The 18,642-nt window shown below is 63.8% G+C and carries 19 protein-coding genes and 1 riboswitch; of the genes, 10 read left to right on the forward strand and 9 right to left on the reverse strand.

What is annotated here, in order from left to right:
- Positions 1-73: 73 nt before the first annotated feature.
- Complete coding sequence (locus tag V1294_RS35085) at positions 74-1,027, forward strand: ribose-phosphate pyrophosphokinase (protein ID WP_190242091.1); 954 nt, start codon at positions 74-76, stop codon at positions 1,025-1,027.
- Positions 1,028-1,133: 106 nt separating this feature from the next.
- Here the strand turns inward: V1294_RS35085 and V1294_RS35090 are convergent, their stop codons facing one another.
- The gene (locus V1294_RS35090) at positions 1,134-1,949 is read right to left on the reverse strand and encodes an SDR family NAD(P)-dependent oxidoreductase (protein WP_334503729.1); all 816 of its coding nucleotides are present in this window, start codon (positions 1,947-1,949) and stop codon (positions 1,134-1,136) included.
- A gap of 140 nt (positions 1,950-2,089) precedes the next feature.
- Positions 2,090-2,674 carry a 6,7-dimethyl-8-ribityllumazine synthase gene (locus V1294_RS35095; protein WP_334485168.1) on the reverse strand — a complete coding sequence of 195 codons (585 nt, stop codon included), beginning with the start codon at positions 2,672-2,674 and terminating at the stop codon, positions 2,090-2,092.
- Positions 2,675-2,752: 78 nt separating this feature from the next.
- A riboswitch (FMN riboswitch) is annotated at positions 2,753-2,905 on the reverse strand.
- 188 nt (positions 2,906-3,093) lie between these two features.
- Here V1294_RS35095 and V1294_RS35100 point away from each other — a divergent pair.
- From V1294_RS35100 to V1294_RS35120, 5 genes are all read left to right on the forward strand, one after another.
- Positions 3,094-4,074, forward strand: coding sequence for a Bug family tripartite tricarboxylate transporter substrate binding protein (locus tag V1294_RS35100; RefSeq protein WP_334503731.1), 981 nt, complete (start codon positions 3,094-3,096; stop codon positions 4,072-4,074).
- Between the two features lie 250 nt (positions 4,075-4,324).
- Positions 4,325-5,947 carry a glycosyltransferase family 87 protein gene (locus V1294_RS35105; RefSeq protein WP_334503734.1) on the forward strand — a complete coding sequence of 541 codons (1,623 nt, stop codon included), beginning with the start codon at positions 4,325-4,327 and terminating at the stop codon, positions 5,945-5,947.
- Positions 5,948-6,319: 372 nt separating this feature from the next.
- On the forward strand, positions 6,320-6,820 hold the full coding sequence (locus V1294_RS35110; RefSeq protein WP_108522035.1) for a YbjN domain-containing protein: 501 nt from the start codon (positions 6,320-6,322) through the stop codon (positions 6,818-6,820).
- A 210-nt stretch (positions 6,821-7,030) separates the two neighbouring features.
- A complete protein-coding gene (proC, locus tag V1294_RS35115) occupies positions 7,031-7,849 on the forward strand; it encodes a pyrroline-5-carboxylate reductase (RefSeq protein WP_334503736.1) in 819 nt (272 codons plus the stop codon).
- 90 nt (positions 7,850-7,939) lie between these two features.
- On the forward strand, positions 7,940-9,103 hold the full coding sequence (locus tag V1294_RS35120; protein WP_334495839.1) for an IS110 family transposase: 1,164 nt from the start codon (positions 7,940-7,942) through the stop codon (positions 9,101-9,103).
- Positions 9,104-9,546: 443 nt separating this feature from the next.
- Here the strand turns inward: V1294_RS35120 and V1294_RS35125 are convergent, their stop codons facing one another.
- The 4 genes from V1294_RS35125 to V1294_RS35140 all read right to left on the reverse strand — a co-directional run bounded on the left by V1294_RS35125 (position 9,547) and on the right by V1294_RS35140 (position 12,509).
- Positions 9,547-9,942, reverse strand: coding sequence for a thioesterase family protein (locus V1294_RS35125; protein ID WP_334503738.1), 396 nt, complete (start codon positions 9,940-9,942; stop codon positions 9,547-9,549).
- A 194-nt stretch (positions 9,943-10,136) separates the two neighbouring features.
- The gene (locus V1294_RS35130; RefSeq protein ID WP_028350741.1) at positions 10,137-10,349 is read right to left on the reverse strand and encodes a tautomerase family protein; all 213 of its coding nucleotides are present in this window, start codon (positions 10,347-10,349) and stop codon (positions 10,137-10,139) included.
- A gap of 123 nt (positions 10,350-10,472) precedes the next feature.
- Positions 10,473-11,966, reverse strand: coding sequence for a histidine--tRNA ligase (gene hisS, locus V1294_RS35135; RefSeq protein ID WP_442895475.1), 1,494 nt, complete (start codon positions 11,964-11,966; stop codon positions 10,473-10,475).
- 117 nt (positions 11,967-12,083) lie between these two features.
- Positions 12,084-12,509, reverse strand: coding sequence for a YegJ family protein (locus V1294_RS35140; protein ID WP_442895407.1), 426 nt, complete (start codon positions 12,507-12,509; stop codon positions 12,084-12,086).
- Between the two features lie 223 nt (positions 12,510-12,732).
- On the opposite strand from V1294_RS35140, the gene V1294_RS35145 reads away from it, so the two are divergent.
- The gene (locus V1294_RS35145; protein WP_334485185.1) at positions 12,733-12,951 is read left to right on the forward strand and encodes a hypothetical protein; all 219 of its coding nucleotides are present in this window, start codon (positions 12,733-12,735) and stop codon (positions 12,949-12,951) included.
- A gap of 25 nt (positions 12,952-12,976) precedes the next feature.
- On the opposite strand, the gene V1294_RS35150 is transcribed toward V1294_RS35145, so the two are convergent.
- The 3 genes from V1294_RS35150 to V1294_RS35160 all read right to left on the reverse strand — a co-directional run bounded on the left by V1294_RS35150 (position 12,977) and on the right by V1294_RS35160 (position 15,535).
- A complete protein-coding gene (locus tag V1294_RS35150) occupies positions 12,977-13,327 on the reverse strand; it encodes a hypothetical protein (RefSeq protein ID WP_334485187.1) in 351 nt (116 codons plus the stop codon).
- 113 nt (positions 13,328-13,440) lie between these two features.
- Positions 13,441-14,331, reverse strand: coding sequence for a branched-chain amino acid aminotransferase (locus tag V1294_RS35155; protein WP_334503746.1), 891 nt, complete (start codon positions 14,329-14,331; stop codon positions 13,441-13,443).
- A gap of 127 nt (positions 14,332-14,458) precedes the next feature.
- Entirely contained in the window at positions 14,459-15,535 is a 1,077-nt protein-coding gene (locus V1294_RS35160; RefSeq protein WP_334503748.1) for a branched-chain amino acid aminotransferase, read from the reverse strand.
- 352 nt (positions 15,536-15,887) lie between these two features.
- Here V1294_RS35160 and V1294_RS35165 point away from each other — a divergent pair, with 352 nt between their 5' ends.
- The 3 genes from V1294_RS35165 to V1294_RS35175 are packed head-to-tail and all read left to right on the forward strand — an operon-like array spanning position 15,888 to position 18,575.
- Positions 15,888-16,439 (forward strand): MarR family winged helix-turn-helix transcriptional regulator, encoded by a 552-nt coding sequence (locus V1294_RS35165; protein WP_334503750.1) that lies wholly within the window; start codon positions 15,888-15,890, stop codon positions 16,437-16,439.
- A 53-nt stretch (positions 16,440-16,492) separates the two neighbouring features.
- Positions 16,493-17,176: a response regulator transcription factor gene (locus V1294_RS35170; protein WP_334489962.1), complete on the forward strand. Its 684-nt coding sequence runs from the start codon at positions 16,493-16,495 to the stop codon at positions 17,174-17,176.
- A 10-nt stretch (positions 17,177-17,186) separates the two neighbouring features.
- Positions 17,187-18,575, forward strand: coding sequence for an ATP-binding protein (locus V1294_RS35175; RefSeq protein ID WP_334485193.1), 1,389 nt, complete (start codon positions 17,187-17,189; stop codon positions 18,573-18,575).
- Positions 18,576-18,642: the final 67 nt, after the last annotated feature.

Here is an 18,642-nt window from a genome sequence, read left to right on the forward strand (position 1 = left end):
TCAAAAGCGCCGGTTCCGAGGATTTCTCGATATGCTGAACGTCGTATCCAGCAAGGCGCGAGGAGAAGCGTTGATGGCGGCCAAAAACGGCTCGATCAAGCTGGTCGCCGGCAATTCCAACCCGGCGCTGGCGCAGGCCATCGCCGAAGGGCTGAACCTGCCGCTGACCAAGGCCAGCGTCCGCCGCTTTGCCGACAACGAAATCTTCGTCGAGGTGCTCGAGAACGTGCGCGGCTCGGACGCGTTTATCATCCAGTCGACGTCGTTTCCGGCCAACGACCACCTGATGGAATTGCTGATCATCACCGATGCGCTGCGCCGCTCGTCCGCGCGCCGCATCACGGCGGTGATCCCCTATTTCGGCTACGCCAGGCAGGATCGCAAGGTCGGCTCGCGCGCACCCATTTCGGCCAAGCTGGTCGCCAACCTGATCACGCATGCCGGCATCGATCGCGTCATGACGCTCGACCTGCATGCCGGCCAGATCCAGGGCTTCTTCGACATCCCGACCGACAATCTCTACGCTTCGCCGCTGATGGTGCGCGATATCAAGGAACGCTTCGACCTCGCCAACGTGATGGTGGTGTCGCCCGACGTTGGCGGCGTGGTACGCGCCCGCGGTCTCTCCAAGCGCATCAACGCGCCGCTCGCCATCATCGACAAGCGCCGCGAGCGCGCCGGCGAGTCCGAAGTCATGAACGTGATCGGCGACTGCGCCGGTTACACCTGCATCCTGATCGACGACATCGTGGATTCCGGCGGCACGCTGGTGAACGCGGCGGATGCGCTGCTCGCCAACGGCGCCAAGGATGTCTACGCCTACATCTCCCATGGTGTGCTGTCGGGCGGCGCGGCGGCGCGTATCGCCGGCTCGCGGCTGAAGGAACTCGTCATCACCGACTCCATCCTGCCGACCGAGGCGGTCACCAAGGCCGCGAACATCCGCACGCTGTCGATCGCGCCCCTGATCGCGGAAGCGATCAGCCGCACCGCGTCGGAAGAATCGGTGTCGAGCCTGTTCGACTGAGGCCGCCGCACTCGTCATTGCGAGGAGCGAAGCGACGAAGCAATCCATACTTTCCTTGTGGCCGCATGGATTGCTTCGCTTCGCTCGCAATGACGATCGTGGCTCCTCACTCAAATCCCGGCCGCGGCACCAGGTTCATCAGCATATTGGCGTAGCCGCCGTCGACCATGATCTCGTCGCCGTTCACATAGGACGCGCGGTCGCTGGCCAGGAACAGGATCGCATCGGCGATGTCCTGCGGCATGCCGACCCGCCGCATCGGCACCACCGCGGCGCGCCGCTCGGTTACCCCAGCCGTATCGTAAAAGGCCTGGCTCATCGGCGTGATCACCATGCCGGGGCTGACGACGTTGCTGCGGATTCCATGCGGCCCCCATTCGTTGGCGAGCTGCCGCGACAGCATGATCACGCCGGCCTTGCTGACGCTGTAGGCGCCGCTCTGCCCCTGCGCATTGCTGCCGGCGATCGAGGCCACATGAACCAGGCTGCCACGGCCAAGCTTGCGCATCTGCCGGCCGAAAACCTGCGCGCAGACGAAATAGCCGGTCAAGTTGACCGACAGAACCGCGTTCCATTCGGCAAGCGACAACGAGTCGAGCGCGCCGGGCCGCAACACCGCCGCGGTATTGACCAGCACCTCGCACGGCCCCAGCGACTTCTCGATCGTCGCGGACGCTGATGTCACGCCCTCGACATCAGACGTGTCGCAACGTGCGATGACATGCTCGGCACCAAGCTTGCCGAGTTCTTCGCGCGTCACTTCAAGACCGCGCTCATCGAGATCGATCGCGGCGACGCGGGCGCCCGCCTGGGCGAAACTGACGGCGACGGCGCGGCCGATCCCGCCACCGCCACCCGTCACCACGCAGACTCGGCCTGACAGGCCGAGCCAATCGGAAGGGTCTTGTTCGGTTCTGACCATCGATGACTCCAATCCAACGCCATGCTCGTCATTGCCTGCGACAAACGCTAAGCGTTTGTGCAAGGGAGCGCAGCGACGAAGCATACCATCTTTCTTGCGGCGCTATGGATTGCTTCGCTTCGCTTGCAATGACGGAGATCTTACCCGACGATCCCCGCGGCCACCTGTCCGCGCAGCCGCTCCAAACTGTGCAGCGTGTTGGCGCAGGCTTCCGCGACCTCGATACCCTTGATGACGAAATGCTTGCGGAAGAAGTCGTGATGCACGGCGCTGTCGTGGAACTGCTGCGGTGTCAGCACCGCGGAGAATACCGGCACCTCGGTTCTGAGCTGCACATCCATCAGCGCCTTGATCACGGTGTCGGCGACGAATTCGTGGCGGTAGATGCCGCCGTCGACCACGAGGCCGGCGGCCACGATCGCGGTGTAGCGCCGCGTCTTGGCGAGCAGTTGCGCATGCAGGGGTATCTCGAACGAACCCGGCACCTCGAACAGATCGACCTGCGCGCGCGTGATATGGCGCGCCTCGATCTCTTCGAGGAATGCGATGCGGCACTCCTCGACGACGTCGCGGTGCCAGGACGACTGCACGAAGGCGATCCGCTGCGGCTTGACGAAACGCGGATGCGCCGGTGCCGGTGGACGCTCGGGCACGTCAGGGACGTGGCTCGTTTCAACAGTTTGGGGTGGGGATTGGACTTCAGGCTCTTGCAACATCTGATTCATGGCTTTCCTCTTTCAGGACCAGAATCAGGGCATACGGAACGACGTCAGCCCACGCGCAAACGCGCGAAGGCCGCCGCAAACCGTTCTCTTTCATCCGGACTGTAACCGTCGGCTTCGGATTCACACCGAATCTGCTGACCCTTCTTCTCGGGAGAGAAGAAGGCGCTCGCGGGCTTGGGCTACGTCACCCTTACCGCCGGTGGGGATTTTCACCCCGCCCTGAGAACATCGGCCGCCCGGAATGGACGACCTGCCTTGAGAATATGACCAACGCCGGGGCGTCAGCAAGCACCTTTGGCATGGGAAAAAGGCATGTCCCCATGCCGCCGGAACAGGACGCGCAAGCGTAAATCCGCGAACGGCTTTACTCAGGCCGCGGCAATTGGGATAGGCTTGCTGCCAACAGGGGGGCGCACAGCATGAAATTTCTTCTTCGGCGGAATTTCCTCAAACTCGCCGGCGCACTCATCGCTACGCCCGCCTTGCCGCGACTTTCGTCCGCGCTCGATTATCCGACGCGGCCGACGAAAATCGTCGCCGGTTTTGCCGCCGGTGGCGGCGTCGACATCACCGCGCGCCTGATCGGTCAGTGGCTGGCCGACCATCTCGGGCAGCCCTTCGTGGTCGAGAACCGGACCGGCGCCGGCGGCAATATCGGCACCGAGGCGGTCGTGAATGCCGCGCCCGACGGATATACGCTGCTGCTGGCAACCGTCCCGAATGCGGTGAATGCTTCGCTCTACGAAAAGCTCAGCTTCAATTTCGTCCGCGACATCGCGCCGGTCGCCGGGGTCATCCGCGTGCCGATGGTGGTACTGGTCCACCCCGCGGTATCAGCGCAAACGCTGGCCGAATTCATTGCTTACGCCAAAGCCAATCCCGGAAAGGTCAACATGGCCTCGGCCGGCAGCGGCAGCGCGCCGCACATGGCCGGCGAGCTGTTCAAGATGATGACCGGCGTCGACATGGTCCACGTCCCCTATCGCGGCCAGGGCCCGGCGCTGACGGATCTGCTCGGCGGCCAGGTGCAGATCCTGTTTGCGGCTGCGCCCGGCACCGCCGATCACATCAAGACCGGCAAGCTGCGCGCGCTCGCGGTGACCACGGCCGCGCGCATGGCGGAGCTGCCGGAGATTCCGACCGTGGGCGATTTCGTGGGCGGCTATGAAGCCAGCCAGTGGTACGGCTTCGCCGCGCCGAAAAACACGCCGGCCGAGATCGTCGAGAAGCTCAACAAGGAAATCAATGCGGCAATCGCCGATCCCGGCATGAAGGCCAGGCTTGCCGCCATCGGCGGCGCGCCGATGCCGGGCTCACCGGCCGATTTCGGCAGGCTGATCGCCGACGAAACCGAGAAGTGGGGCAAGGTGGTCCGCACCGGCGGCCTCAAGCCGGAATAAAAGCCGCGGCGCTCCCGGCTACGTCCCGCGCGCACGTGCCAGCGCCACGCCCGCCAGATAGGCAAGGGCCGCCATCGGCGGATTGATCTCGACGATGATGCGATGGAGATGCGGACCGGCGTTAACGCACAATTTGCGAACAGGTCTGCGAGATCGGATGCGAGGCGATACATTCACGAATCCTTAAAAAGGCGCGTCCTAGATGTGTCTTTCAACTCCGGGTCATCCCAGCGATACAAACGAGGCAAGCGTGACACTCGCCACCGACGTTTCCCGCACGGATGCCGGAAGGCCCGCTGATCGGCCTTGGCAATGGCCCGTATTTCAAACCAGGACCTTGGTACCGATCGCCATTGCGCTCGGCTCGCTCCTGGCCGGCGCGATTTACACATGGTTTGTCGGCGAAGACGTCAACTGGGATTGGCTGAACTACCACGAGTACAATGTCTGGGCGGTCATCAACGACCGCTACGGCATTGACGCGTTGCCGGCCGGCTTTCAGACCTACTTCAATCCGGCCGTCTATTTTCCGGTTTATTATCTGCGCCATCTGCTGCCGCTGCCCTACGGCCTGATGATCATCGGCGCGGTGCACGGCCTCAATCTGCTGCTGATCTATTTTCTCGTCCGCGCCCTGCTGCGGGAAGCGGCGACGGCGAGCGCGATCGGCGCATCGATCCTGATTGCCGCGGTCGGGCCGATGACGCTTTCGGAGGTCGGCACGAGCTTCTCCGACATTCTCACCGCGCTTCCGATTCTGGCCGGCTGCGTCCTGATCCTGTCGGCGGATGGATCGCATCACGGACGCTACGTTCTCGCAGGGCTGCTGATCGGCGCCGCCGTCGGGCTGAAATTGACCAATGCCGTCTATGCGCTCGGTGCGGCCGCCGCCGTGCTTGTCGCTAGCCGGCCGCTGCTGGCAACGCTCTGCCTCGGAGTCGGCGGCGCGGTCGGTGCGCTGGCGTCGGGTGGCGCGTGGGGGCTGATGCTGTGGCGCGAGCTGGGCAATCCGATTTTCCCGCTCTTCAACGCCGTATTCCAGTCCCGGGAATTGATGCCGATGAACATCATGGACTGGCAATTCCTGCCCCGCAGCATGCTGGACGCGCTGGCGTATCCCTTCTATTGGCTGGTCGGCGACAACAGGAGCTCGGAATATCCGTTCCGCGACGCGCGGTTTGCGGTTGCGACGGTGTTGATCGTGCTCGGCATCGGCCGAGGCCTTGTCACACGCACCGATATTTTCACGCGCCGCGATACTCAGTTCCTGCTGTTCTTCACCGTCTCCTATGCCGCATGGCTCGCCGTTTTTTCGATCCAGCGCTACGCGATCGTGCTGGAGCTGTTGTGCGCGCCCTTGATCGTCCTGCTGATCCATCGCTGCATCGCCGCCACGCCCGGCTCTGCCTCGCTCCGCGTATCTTCGGTGCGCATGAATGCGGTGATGCTTGCCGTAGCCCTGGCCATCGCGCTGTGGTCGCAACCGGGAGACTGGTTCCGCCGCCCCTGGTCCAATCCCTATAATCCGAGCATCTCAAAATCCCTTGAGCAGCCCGCTGTCTATCTTCTTCTCGACAAGCCGCTGGCCTATGTCGCCCCGCTTCTGCCATCACAGTCGCGGTTCTATCAGATCGCCGACATTGCCTTGCCCATGATGCCCGACGGCAAGTTCGACCGCCGCATTCGCACCGCGTTGGAAAAACCGCTGCCGGGCGGCGCATGGGAATTGCACAGGCGCGGCAAGCCGATCCGCGAGCCATTGCTGGAGCAATATGGCATGCGCGTCGATGCTTCCCGGCCGTGCGTCGAAATCGAAGGCGCGGTGCTGGGGACAGCCATCGAGGCGTGTCCGCTGGTCGCGCGCGAGAAGTAGCCGCAGCGTCTCCGCCGGCCATCCCCGTCGCGATACGAAATCAGGCCACTCCGGGAAAATTAGGAAAAAATTAACCATTGTGGCATTCCGGCCCGATTTCTCCGGCCGCCGGACTCCGCGGCGCTCGAATCCGATTCCGGTTTGTTCTCAAATTAATAATCATGGCCGCGATCTGCTGTGAACAACGCCGCTTTGGCCTGTGGACGGACTCAGGGGTCAGTTGCGCGGATTCCGCAAATCACATCACTTGAGCCTCGGCAACCCCGGGAGGATCAGCGATCGGGGCGATTGCAGACGGCGCCGGCGCATCAGTTCAACGCGCGCCGTGCTCCGCGTGCGTATCAGAAGAATTCAAAACAAGGTCGAGACGGCATGTCCCTCCTCGAAGGCATTATCGATTCCCGGAACAACCCGCTCGCGGCGGTCGAGGACATTGCCGCCGAGAACAACTGGGCGTTCGAGCGCTCCGGCGAAGACGAAGTCACCATCGTCTCCAAGGGCAGCTGGACCGACTATCAGCTCTCCTTCACCTGGATGGCCGAGATCGAGGCGCTGCACCTGGCTTCCGCCTTCGACATGAAGATTCCGCCTGCGCGCCGCGCCGAAGTGCAGCGGCTGATCGCGGCGATCAACGAGCAATTATGGGTCGGCCATTTCGACATCTGGACCCATACCGGCATGATCATGTACCGGCAGGCGCTGGTGCTGCCGGGCGGGCTGACCGCCTCGACCGCGCAATGCGAGGCCATGCTGGCCGGCGCCATCCACGCCTGCGAGCGCTATTACCCCGCGTTTCAGTTCGTGGTCTGGGCCGGAAAGACCGCCGCGGAGGCGATGAGCGCGGCGATGTTCGATACCGAGGGCGAGGCGTAGGGGTTTCCGCCGTTCCGGCCGTCGATGTCGTCCCTGCCTTGTGCGCAATTGCGCACGGGCGCAGGGACCCATACGCCGTGGCGCCTCCGTTCAGGCAAAATGCTTGTCGCACGGTCTTCGCTTCACTAGAACCGACTATGGTTATGGGTCCCTGCGCCCGTGCGCAATTGCGCACTAGGCAGGGACGACGGCAGCATTTGTGGTGACACCTTGAACACCAACGCACTTCAAAACCTCAACGGCACCATCGCGCTCGCCGGCGCGGGCAAGATGGGCGGCGCGATGCTGACCGGCTGGCTGGCCGGCGGCCTCGACGCAGGCCGCGTCATCGTCGTCGAGCCCTTCCCGTCCGACGACATCAAGGCGCTCGCCGCCAAGGGCGTCCGTCTCAATCCGAACGACGCCGGCACCGCCGATACGCTGGTGGTCGCGGTGAAGCCGCAGATGTTCCGCGAAGCGGGGCCGGCGCTGAAGAAGCTCGTCGGATCGGACACGCTGGTCGTCTCGATCATGGCGGGCACGCCCATAGCCGCGCTGGAACAGGTCTGCGGCGGCATGGTGGTTCGCGCCATGCCGAACACGCCGGCCGCGATCGGCCGCGGCATCACGGTTGCGGTCGCGGCAAAGAATGTCAGCGCCGCGCAGCGTGCCACCGCCGATGCGCTGCTGCGCGCCACCGGCTCGGTCGAATGGGTCGACGATGAAGGCCTGATGGACGCGGTGACCGCTGTCTCCGGCTCCGGCCCGGCCTATGTGTTCCTGCTCGCCGAAGAACTGGCGCGCGCCGGTGTCGAGGCCGGCCTGCCGGCGGATCTCGCCACAAAACTCGCGCGCGAAACCGTCGCCGGCTCCGGCGAATTGCTGCATCGCTCGGAACAGGATTCCGCCACGCTGCGCCAGAACGTCACCTCGCCCGGCGGCACCACGGCGGCCGCGCTGGAAGTGCTGATGGGCCAGGACGGAATGCAGCCGCTGATGATCCGCGCCATCGCTGCGGCGACGAAGCGATCGAAGGAACTGGCGAAGTAGAAGGTGCGTAGGTGCGTAGATTCCATGGGGCGGTGAGCGTGGCCTTTCCGGTAGGTTTGGGTTTCCACACTCGAACCATCGGAGAGTCAGATGCAAGCATCGACCGTAGACACGCCCACCGTCGACCATTGTGGCACAATTTTCGTTGCAATCGAACTGAGTCAGAAGAGCTGGCTGGTGACGCTGCACAGCCCGGACAAAGGCAAGATGTCCCGCCATAAGTTGGAGGGAGGAGATCATGCCGAGTTGCTGGCACTGATCGGTCGGGAGCGCGACCGAGCGGCTCGGGCGCTGGGAGCCATTCCGGCGGTGGTGAGCTGCTACGAGGCCGGCTACGACGGGTTCTGGCTGCACCGGCTTCTGATGGCGGCCGGGATCACGAACTACGTGTTTGACCCTGCGAGCATTGCGGTGGATCAGCGGGCGCGTCGGGTGAAGACCGACCGGATCGACGGCGAGAAGATGCTGCGGACGCTGATGGCGTATCTGCGCGGTGAGCCGCAGGTGGTACGGATCGTGCGGGTACCTGCGCCGGAGCAAGAGGACGCCCGCCGCGCCAGCCGCGAACGCGGCCGGCTGATCAAGGAACAGACCGCGCACACCAGCCGGATCAAGGCGCTGCTGCGGCTGTTGGGCATGGCGGTCGGGAACCCGCGCCGGCGCGACTGGCTGAACTGGCTGGCGACGCAGCGGGATTGGCAGGGCCAGGCGGTGCCGCCACGGATGCTGGCGGAGATCAAGTACGAGCACGCGCGGCTGATGCTGGTACGCGAACAGCTCGAGCGGCTCGCACAGGCACAGGCTCAAGCGGATCCGGCACCTGCGGCGGCGCAGATGGCGGAGCGCAGCGAACTGTTGCTCCGGCTCAAATGCCTCGGCCCGGCGTTCGCGACGACGCTGGCCAGCGAGGTGTTCTACAAGGACTTCCGCAACCGGCGTGAGGTCGCGAGCTATTTCGGGCTGACGCCCAGTCCGTGGCAGAGCGGCGGGATCGACCGCGACCAGGGCATCAGCAAGGCGGGCAACCCGCGCGCCCGCTGCGCCGCGATCGAACTTTCCTGGCTGTGGCTGCGGCATCAGCCGGAGAGTGCGCTCACCCGATGGTTCCGCAGCCGCACCCACAACAACGCCAGCAAGCGCAACAAGCGCATCGCCATCGTGGCCTTGGCGCGCAAGCTGATGGTGGCGCTCTGGCGCTATCTCACAACCGGCCTGGTCCCCGAAGGAGCCCTGCTCAAGGCCACAAAGCCGTAACCGTTTCAAGCAACGCGTCAGCGTCGCGGCACCAGCCGCGGTCAGCGCGGAATGGATGATGACCGTGCCACCCTTGGGCCAAATCAACAGGCCGCTTCGTAGATGGGTCTCATCCTCGTGGCTTCCTCGCCGCAAGCATGCGGAATGTGGGTACCGGGCTGTAACCGCCCGACCGGATATGAGGTGATGCAGTGAGCTGCTGCATAAATCGCCGGAAGCCAGTTCCTGAGCGCACCGACCGCGGCGGCACGCTGCGCTACGCATGGCTCCGCGCGCCGCCGCTCCGCCGAATGCAAAAAATCACATCCAAGCCCCGGTTGGGATGCTTGACTCAAAAGGCCTCATATGAGGGTGGGCAAAGCGAAGCGTGCCCACCACCGCGAGCACAGTGCTGGATGGTGGGCACGGCGCTTCGCGCCTTTGCCCACCCTACTTCCCCGCTACTACTTCGCACCCAGCCGCTTCGTAAATATCTCGACATTGACGAGGCCTCGGGCGTGGCGGCCGTCGCCGATCTTGCGCTCGCCCTCGAAGGCTTCGACCTCGAAGCGGATCACGCGGCGCTCTACTGCTGTGACTTTTCCCGTGACGCGCACCACAGCCCCGACCAGCGACGCGCCGAGATGGCGGATATCGACCTCGGTCCCGACCGTGATCCAGCCCGGCTGAAGATGGGCCCTGATGGCGTCGCTCGATGCCATCTCCATCTCCAAAATCATCATCGGCGTCGCATAGACCATCGGCATATCAGGCACGAAATGCCCGACCGTCCGCTCGGCCGGCACGACCAGCGTCCGCTCGGCGCTCATACCGATCTTGATGAAGTCGCGTGCGTCCATGGATTGCTTCCCCTTCCCCTCTCCCCTTGTGGGAGAGGGTGGATCAATCGCGCGAAACGCGCGATTGAGACCGGTGAGGGGTCTCTCTCCGCGAGCGAATCTCTCGCATTGGTATTCGCGGATAGAACCCCTCATCCGTCGCGGACTTCGTCCGCGCCACCTTCTCCCACAAGGGGAGAAGGAAAAAGACCGAGTTACTTCTTCGCCGCCGCAGCAGCCGCCGCCCGTTCCACAAACGTCTTGCCGCCTTTCATCTTGTGGGCCAGCGGCGCTTCGTTGATCTGGATCACCACCGCATCGGCATCGACGCCGAGATTCTTGACCAGCGCCTGCGTGATGTCGCGCATCATGCCGGCCTTCTGTTCGTCGGTGCGGCCGGCGGCCATGCTCACGGTAATCTCAGGCATTCTCGTCTCCTCGTTGCTTTTCTTTCGTCATGGCCGGGCTTGTCCCGGCCATCCACGATCTCTTCTATCAAACAAGACGTGGATGCCCGACACAAGGCCGGGCATGACGCCTGGAATGAATGGCTATCCCCACTTCACGTCATGGCGCGCCAGCACTTCGCCCACCTTTGCGACGATCTCGTCCTCACCGCAGGAAAACTGCGCGGGACGGGTCTCGCGCCATTCCTGGTTGGAGGCGATGGCCGCGGCGGCTTTCGCACCCTCGATCAGGTCCTTGATCTGAATTTCGCCGCGCGCCTTTTCATCCGAGCCCTGGATGATCACGCACGGCGAGTTGCGGCGGTCGGCATATTTGAGCTGGTTGCCCATGTTCTTGGGATTGCCGAGATAGAGCTCGGCGCGGATGTTCGCGTTGCGAAGCTGCGCCACCATTTTCTGATAGTCGGCGACACGATCACGATCGAACACGGTGACGACGACCGGCCCGAAGTCGGGCCGGGTGTCGAGCTTGCCGAGCATCGTGAGCGCGGCCTGCAGCCGCGACACGCCGATGGAAAATCCCGTCGCCGGCACCGGCTCGCCGCGGAAGCGCGAGACGAGGCCATCGTAACGGCCGCCGCCACCGACAGAGCCGAAGCGCACGGGGCGGCCTTTTTCGTCCTTGGTTTCGAGGGTGAGTTCGACCTCGTAGACAGGGCCGGTGTAATATTCGAGGCCGCGGACGACGGAAGGATCGATAACGATCTGATCCGGCCCATAGCCCGATGCCGAAACAAGCTTGCTGATCGCGTCGAGTTCGTCGCGACCTTCCTGTCCGATCTTGCTGTCGCGCAGCCGCGCGTCGATCTGAGCGCCCTGTTCGATCGCACTGACGACCAGGGCAATGTCTTCCGCCTTGAGGCCCGCGCCCTTGGTGAAATCACCTGACTCGTCTTTGCGGCCATCACCCAGCAATTGCTGTACGCCGAAAATGCCGAGCCGATCGAGCTTGTCGATCGCGCGCATCACGGTCAGCCATTGTCCGTCATCGGCGATGCCGAGCGCATCGCGCACCCCATCGAGCACCTTGCGGTTATTCACCTTCACCAGATAACTGCCACGCGGAATGCCGAGCGCTTCCATCGTATCCGCCGCCATCATGCACATCTCGGCGTCCGCCGCGGGCGAGGCTGAGCCCACCGTATCCGCGTCGAACTGCATGAACTGACGAAAACGGCCCGGGCCCGGCTTCTCGTTGCGATAGACATAGCCCGCACGATAGGAGCGATACGGCTTCGGCAGCGCGTCGAAATTTTCCGCCACGTAACGCGCCAGCGGCGCGGTCAGGTCGTAGCGCAGCGAGATCCACTGCTCGTCGTCGTCCTGGAACGAGAACACGCCCTCGTTCGGCCGGTCCTGGTCGGGCAGGAACTTTCCGAGCGCGTCGGTGAACTCCATCGCCGGCGTTTCCACCGGCTCAAAACCGTAGCGCTCGTAGACTTCGCGGATTTTCTCGACCATCTGGCGCGTGGCGGCAATCGCCGCCGGGCCGCGATCTTCCAGCCCGCGCGGCAAGCGGGCGCGGAGCTTCTGGGGTTTTTTGGGTTTTTCAGCCATGGGCGGCGTTGGTACCAGCATGTGCCTGACGGGGAAAGCCGCTTTTGGCACCGCCACCGGCAAAACTAGGGTGATCCCACGCACCTACCCCACCGGGCGGGTTTTGACCAGAATGTCTTGTTTGGCCTTGGGCCTGCCTTAAGGGGTTTCCATCCGCGCGCGAAGCGCGTCGGCGTCGGCCTTCGGCATTGCTTTCAGCAGCGGCTTGATGGTCTCGCCACCGACGATCTTGCCGTTCCGCGTGAACATCCAGTCCGAGATGTCGGCCTCCTTGAACTCGGTCACGTCACCTGCCTTCTTGCCGGGCAGATCGCGCGGCGCGTTGGCGAACCTTCCCGAATAGCGGCCGTCCGCGATCTTCTTCACCTCGGCGATCCAGATGTGCTCGCCATTGTTCCTCGGATTCGGAAAACGCACCTTGAGGGAATGATCGGTCTCCGACGATTTTGGCGCGTCGTAGGAGGCCCAGAACGTCGGCAGCGTGGCCCGCCCCTTTGCGATCGCGGCATTCATCTCCGCGTTGCCGGAGCTAAGGTCGATCACCGGGGAACGGTCCTGGGCCATGACGGCCCCTGTCGGGGAGCCGAAAGCCGCGAGGGCCGCCGCAACGGCAGCCGCCACGACGCATTTGGAGCATATTGAAAGGGCTGAGGTCATTGTCACCATTTCACGCACCGAATTCTATCCGCAATCCGGGGAGTTGGTCGCACAAAGCCGCAGAAGAGTTCACGATACAGGAACCACACTTTGCGCGCCGAATTATTGTAGGTCTCCAAAGGAGAGATCCATGAGGAAGCTTATCACCGTAACCGCTCTTGCGCTCCTGTGCGGCTCGGCCTTTGCCCAGAACACCGGCCCCGCTCCGCAGACCGGCATGGAGAAGCCCGGAACGACGAGCGGCGCCAAGCCAGATGGTTCGATGGACACCACCGGCATGAGCGCAACCAAGGGCAATATCAAAAGGGACAAGGACGGTGCACCGGCCCCGAAGGACGAGAAGAAGTAAGCCGTTCGCTAACGCGGCGAGCGCATCAAGCTATACGTCGATGAGAATTTAGATGCATCAAGGCGTCAAGCTTCACAGGTTCGCCGGTATCTTGCCAGAACAGTTTTTGACTGAGGCTGCCCGCCACTATGAGGCGGTGGTGACCACCGACCAGCGTACCGTCTTTCGTTGCCTTGGCGATGATCTCGCCGTCCTCGTTCACGATGTTTCTCATGTGCCCTCCGTGTTGCTCTTGTCCGCCCGTTTCCTGAGCGCTCCAAGATCGTGGCCATGATGGCTTCGCATTTCGCCTGAAAACCTGCTCGCTCCGATCAGCTTGTGCAGCGGCGTCGCGGATGCTGCTGTCGGCCGGGAATGCTTCGTCAATCTTCGGCATCACCAACGCGGCCCGACCAGCCGAGTTCCTCTATCCAGTTCGACGACCATCATCCCAAGGCAATGCCGGTGGGGAGAGGGGAAGAGAGATCCGCCGGGGGAAGAAGCCGGGCCTTAGGCGGCCGTGGCCTTGTCCTTGGGCTGCACGTCGGCGGTGTAGTCGGCCATCAACTGCTCGGAGATATTGCCGGGCGTGAACTTCCAATTCGCTATCTCGGAGACCGGCGTCACTTCGGCCGCGGTGCCGGTGATGAAGCACTCGGTGAAGCCGTCGAGTTCCTCCGGCATGATGCGGCGTTCGATCACCTCGATGCCGCGGCGCCTGGCGAGGTCGATCGCGGTGGCGCGGGTGATGCCGGCGAGGAAGCAGTCGGCAATCGGCGTGTGGATCTTGCCGTCCTTGACGAAGAAGATGTTGGCGCCGGTGCATTCGGCGACCCGCCCCTGCCAGTCCAGCATCATGGCATCGGCATAACCCTGGCGCTCCGCCTTGTGCTTACTGATGGTGCAGATCATGTAGAGACCGGACGCCTTGGCCATCGCCGGAATCGTCGCCGGATCGGGCCGCCGGTATTCGGCCATGCCGATCCGGATGCCCTTCAGCTTCTCGGCCGGATCGAAATAGCTCGGCCAGTTCCAGGCGGCGACGGCGAGATGGATGGTGTTGGTCGGCGCCGAGACACCCATCATCTCCGAGCCGCGCCAGGCGATCGGGCGGAGATAGGCGTCGCGCAGATTGTTCTTGTCGATCACGAGTTGCTTGGCGGCGTCGATCTCGGCGACCGACCAGGGAATCTCGAAATCGAGGATGCTGGCCGAGTTCTTCAGCCGCTCGGAATGCTCCGTGCTTTTGAAGACCCTGCCGCCATAGGCGCGCTCGCCTTCAAACACGCAGCTCGCATAATGCAGGCCATGGGTGAGAATGTGCACGTTGGCGTCGGCCCACGGCACCAGCTTCCCGTCGTACCAGATGACGCCATCGATCTTGTCGAACGAAACTCCCATGGGCTCTCTCCCGGATTGGCACTGCTTCAAATGGCCGCACATCAGGCCTCGCGCGTCTCGACGAGACGCGCGCCCCCCGGCGCTCAAGTGATCTGTCGCGGAAGCGGCGGAATAATTCCGCCGCCGGTCACAGGACCTTTCTGATCCAGTCGTGCGGGTCTTCAGCGCGACCGTACTGGATGTCGACCAGTTTCTTGCGCAGCCCCATGGCGACGGGGCCGGCCGCGCCGCCAGAGATCAGAAACTCGCCGCTCGCCGAACACACCTTGCCGATCGGCGAGATGACGGCCGCCGTGCCGCAGGCAAAGGCCTCTTTCAGCTTTCCGCTGGCGGCATCCGCGCGCCACTGGTCGATCGTGTAGAGCTCCTCGCGCACGCGCGTGCCGGAATCCTTCGCCAGCGCGATGATCGAATCGCGGGTGATGCCCGGCAGGATGGTGCCGAGCGGCGGCGTCAGCAGCGAGCCGTCGTCGAACACGAAGAAGACATTCATGCCGCCGAGTTCCTCGATGTAGCGGCGCTCGACCGCATCGAGGAAAACCACCTGATCGCAGCCGTGCTCGATGGCCTCGGCCTGTGCGCGCAGGCTCGCGGCGTAATTGCCGCCGCATTTGACGGCACCGGTGCCGCCGATCGCGGCGCGCGTGTAGTTCTCCGACACCCAGATCGACACCGGCGCGGGTCCGCCCTTGAAATAGGAACCGACCGGCGAGGCGATGACGGCGAAGATGTATTCCGCGGACGGCTTCACGCCGAGGAAGACCTCGCTCGCGATCATGAAGGGCCGCAAATAGAGACTGCCCTCACCGCCCGGGATCCAGGCACTGTCGATGCGCACGACCTGCTCGACCGCTTCGATGAACAGAGCCTCTGGCACCGGCGCCATGGCCATGCGCTCAGCCGAGTTCCGGAAGCGCCCGGCATTGGCTTCTGGGCGGAACAGGTTCACGCCGTTGTCGCGCTTGTAGGCCTTGAGGCCTTCGAAAATCTCCTGCGCGTAGTGCAGGATGGCTGTGGCCGGATCGAGCGAGAAATTCGCGCGGGCTTCGACGCGCGCGTCATGCCAGCCCTTGGCCTGGTTGTAGCGGACGATCGCCATGTGATCGGTGAAAATCCGGCCGAAGCCCGGGTCCGCGAGCTTTGCCGTGCGCTCGTTCTCCGGCGTCGGATTCGCCGTCGGCTGGATTTCGAATTTCAAACTCATTCCCTTGCCCTTGCTTTCCGCTGCCGGAATCGGCGCGATTCTGGCGCCGGCCGGCCTCTCCGGGCCTGCTGGCTCAATAGGTCTGGACGTCACAGGCCTGGGCTTCACCCATCACCAGCCTTGCGGCCGGCTTCCGTCGCCGTCATGTCGGTTGAGGACATGCTTTTGCGGGATGACGAAGTCCAGTATGGTTTGCCGAAATGCCGCTCGACAATCGCACGGTAGTTCAATTTGCGGCCGTTGCCGCCATTGCTGGCTTTTTCCGGCTGCCTGACACGTCGCCAAGTTCGAAACGACTTAAAGTTTCGTCGTGGCTGGTAGTTTTGTAACATTGAACCCAAGATATGTCAACATGACTGACATAAATTTCTCAAAGGGCCTGGCCACCCCCGATTCGCAAGGCGCCGCCGGCACGTCCCCTGCCCAGCGGGCGGGCGAAATGCGCTGGGACATCATCGAATTGTTGTTCTTTGCCTACCGCGACTTCGTCGGCGATGCCGACCATGAGCTCGAGGCTTTCGGGTTCGGCCGCGCCCATCACCGGGTGATGCATTTCGTCTACCGCTATCCCGGCCTCAAGGTCGCCGACCTGCTGGACGTGTTGCGGATCACCAAGCAATCGCTTGGCCGGGTGCTCAAGCAGTTGCTCGACGAGGACTACATCATCCAGAAGACCGGCAATAACGACCGCCGGCAGCGCCTTCTTTACGCCACCCCCAAGGGCGAAGCCTTGGTGGCAAAGCTCGCAGGGCTGCAGACCGATCGGATCACCCGCGCGCTCCGGGACATCAATCCCGAAGGCGTCGCTGTTATCAGCCAGTTCCTGCGCGCGATGATCGATCGCGAAGACCCCGATAAGGTGCTCGAAGCGATCTTCGGGACCGGCAAGAAGCCAAGGGAGTGATCGTGGCGCAAGGAGCAACCATCGCTACAGCCACCGCGCGCACAACGCAGCAAATGGCCGACGACGCCCCGCATCTGCTGCTGGTCGACGACGACCGCCGTATCCGCGATCTTTTGTCGCGGTTTCTGTCAGGCGAGGGTTATCGCGTCACGACAGCGTCGAGCGCGAACGACGCCCGCGCCAAGCTGCTCGGCCTGCATTTCGATCTGTTGATCCTCGACGTCATGATGCCCGGCGAAACCGGCTTCGAGCTGGCGCGGTTCATTCGCACCTCCTCCTCGGTGCCGATCATCATGCTGACGGCGCGCCATGAGGCGGAGGCGCGGATCGAGGGCTTGCAGATCGGCGCCGACGACTATGTCGCCAAACCGTTCGAGCCGCGCGAACTGGTCTTAAGGATCGGCAACATCCTCAAGCGCAGCGCGCCGCCGCCGGTGGAGGCGCTGGAGCAGATCGCGTTCGGCCCTTACGTCTATCATCTCGACCGCGGCGAACTGCGACAGGGCGAGGAGATCATTCACCTGACCGATCGCGAGCGCGAAATGCTGCGAATTCTGGCTGCGAGCCCCGGCGAAACCGTGCCGCGTGCGGCGCTGACGGGGGGCGATACGGTGAACGAGCGCGCGGTCGACGTGCAGATCAACCGCCTTCGGCGCAAGATCGAGCGCGATCCCGCTAATCCGCTGTTCCTGCAGGCGGTGCGCGGCATCGGCTATCGCCTGGTTGCGTCGCCCTGAGCCGATTTTCATGAGTACGCTCGACACCGGCCTGACCCTGATTCGCAACGCATCGCAACGCGTCTCCGCGGTCAATGGCTGGATGGGCAACGCGTTCAAGGGCTGGATGCCGACCGGCCTCTATGCGCGCGCGCTTCTGATCATGATCGTGCCGATGGTGATGCTGCAGACGGTGGTCGCCTTCGTGTTCATGGAGCGGCACTGGAACACGGTGACAAGGCATTTATCGGCCGCCGTGGTGCAGGATATCGCGGGCCTGATCGACATCTACAAGACTTATCCGCAGGACAAGGATCGCACGCAACTCAAGCGCATCGCGCAGGAGCGGCTCGGGCTCGTGGTCGATTTCCTCCCGCCGGGCGACATGCCCACGCCGGGGCCAAAGCCGTTCTTCTCGCTGCTCGACCAGTCGCTCTCGGGGCAGATCAGCCGCCAGATCAGCCGTCCGTTCTGGATCGACACCGTCGGCAAGTCCAACCTGGTCGAGATCCGCATCCAGCTCGACGACGCGGTGATGCGGGTGTTCGCGCAGCGAAGCAGGGCCTACGCCTCCAATTCGGAGATCTTCATCTTCTGGATGCTGGGCACCTCCTCGATCCTGCTGATCGTCGCGGTGCTGTTCCTGCGCAACCAGATTCGGCCGATCCTGCGGTTGGCAGAGGCCGCCGAAAGCTTCGGCAAGGGGCGCGAGGCGCCGAATTTCCGTCCGCGCGGCGCGCGCGAGGTGCGGCAGGCGGCGCAGGCCTTCCTGGAGATGAAGGCGCGCGTCGAGCGTTCGATCGATCAGCGCACCGCCATGCTGGCCGGCGTCAGCCACGACCTGCGCACCATCCTGACCCGCTTCAAGCTCGAACTGGCATTGATCGGCGACAGCCCCGAAGTCGACGGCATGCGCAAGGATGTCGACGAAATGGCCGGCATGCTGGAGGCCTATCTCTCCTTTGCGCGCGGCGACAGCGGCGAGATCGCGCAGCCGACCGACATGGCGAAGGCGCTGGAAGAGTTGCGCAGCGACGCCGAGCGCCACGGCCATACCGCGACGGTGACGTTCCACGGCCTGCCCGTGGTGACGGTGAAGCCGGCATCGTTCAAGCGCTGCATCGCCAACCTCGTCTCCAACGCCGCGCGCCACGCCAACACGGTTTCGATCACCGGCCACCGCGATCACCGCTATCTGACGGTGACGGTCGACGACGACGGCCCCGGTATTCCCGCCAATATGCGCGAGGAAGTGTTCAAGCCGTTCCTGCGGCTCGACGATGCCCGCAACCAGGACGAGGGCGGCACCGGCCTGGGGCTGGCCATCGCCCGCGACATCGCCCGCTCGCATGGCGGCGACATCACGCTCAGCGACAGCCCGATGGGCGGATTGAGAGCGGCGGTAAGGGTGCCGGTGTAGACGCGTTGATCAGTAGCCCGGATGGAGCGAAGCGCAATCCGGGCCGGTGCGCCCCGCACAAAGAATC

Origin of the sequence: Bradyrhizobium sp. AZCC 1678, assembly GCF_036924765.1 — a bacterium.
Lineage (GTDB): Bacteria > Pseudomonadota > Alphaproteobacteria > Rhizobiales > Xanthobacteraceae > Bradyrhizobium > Bradyrhizobium algeriense.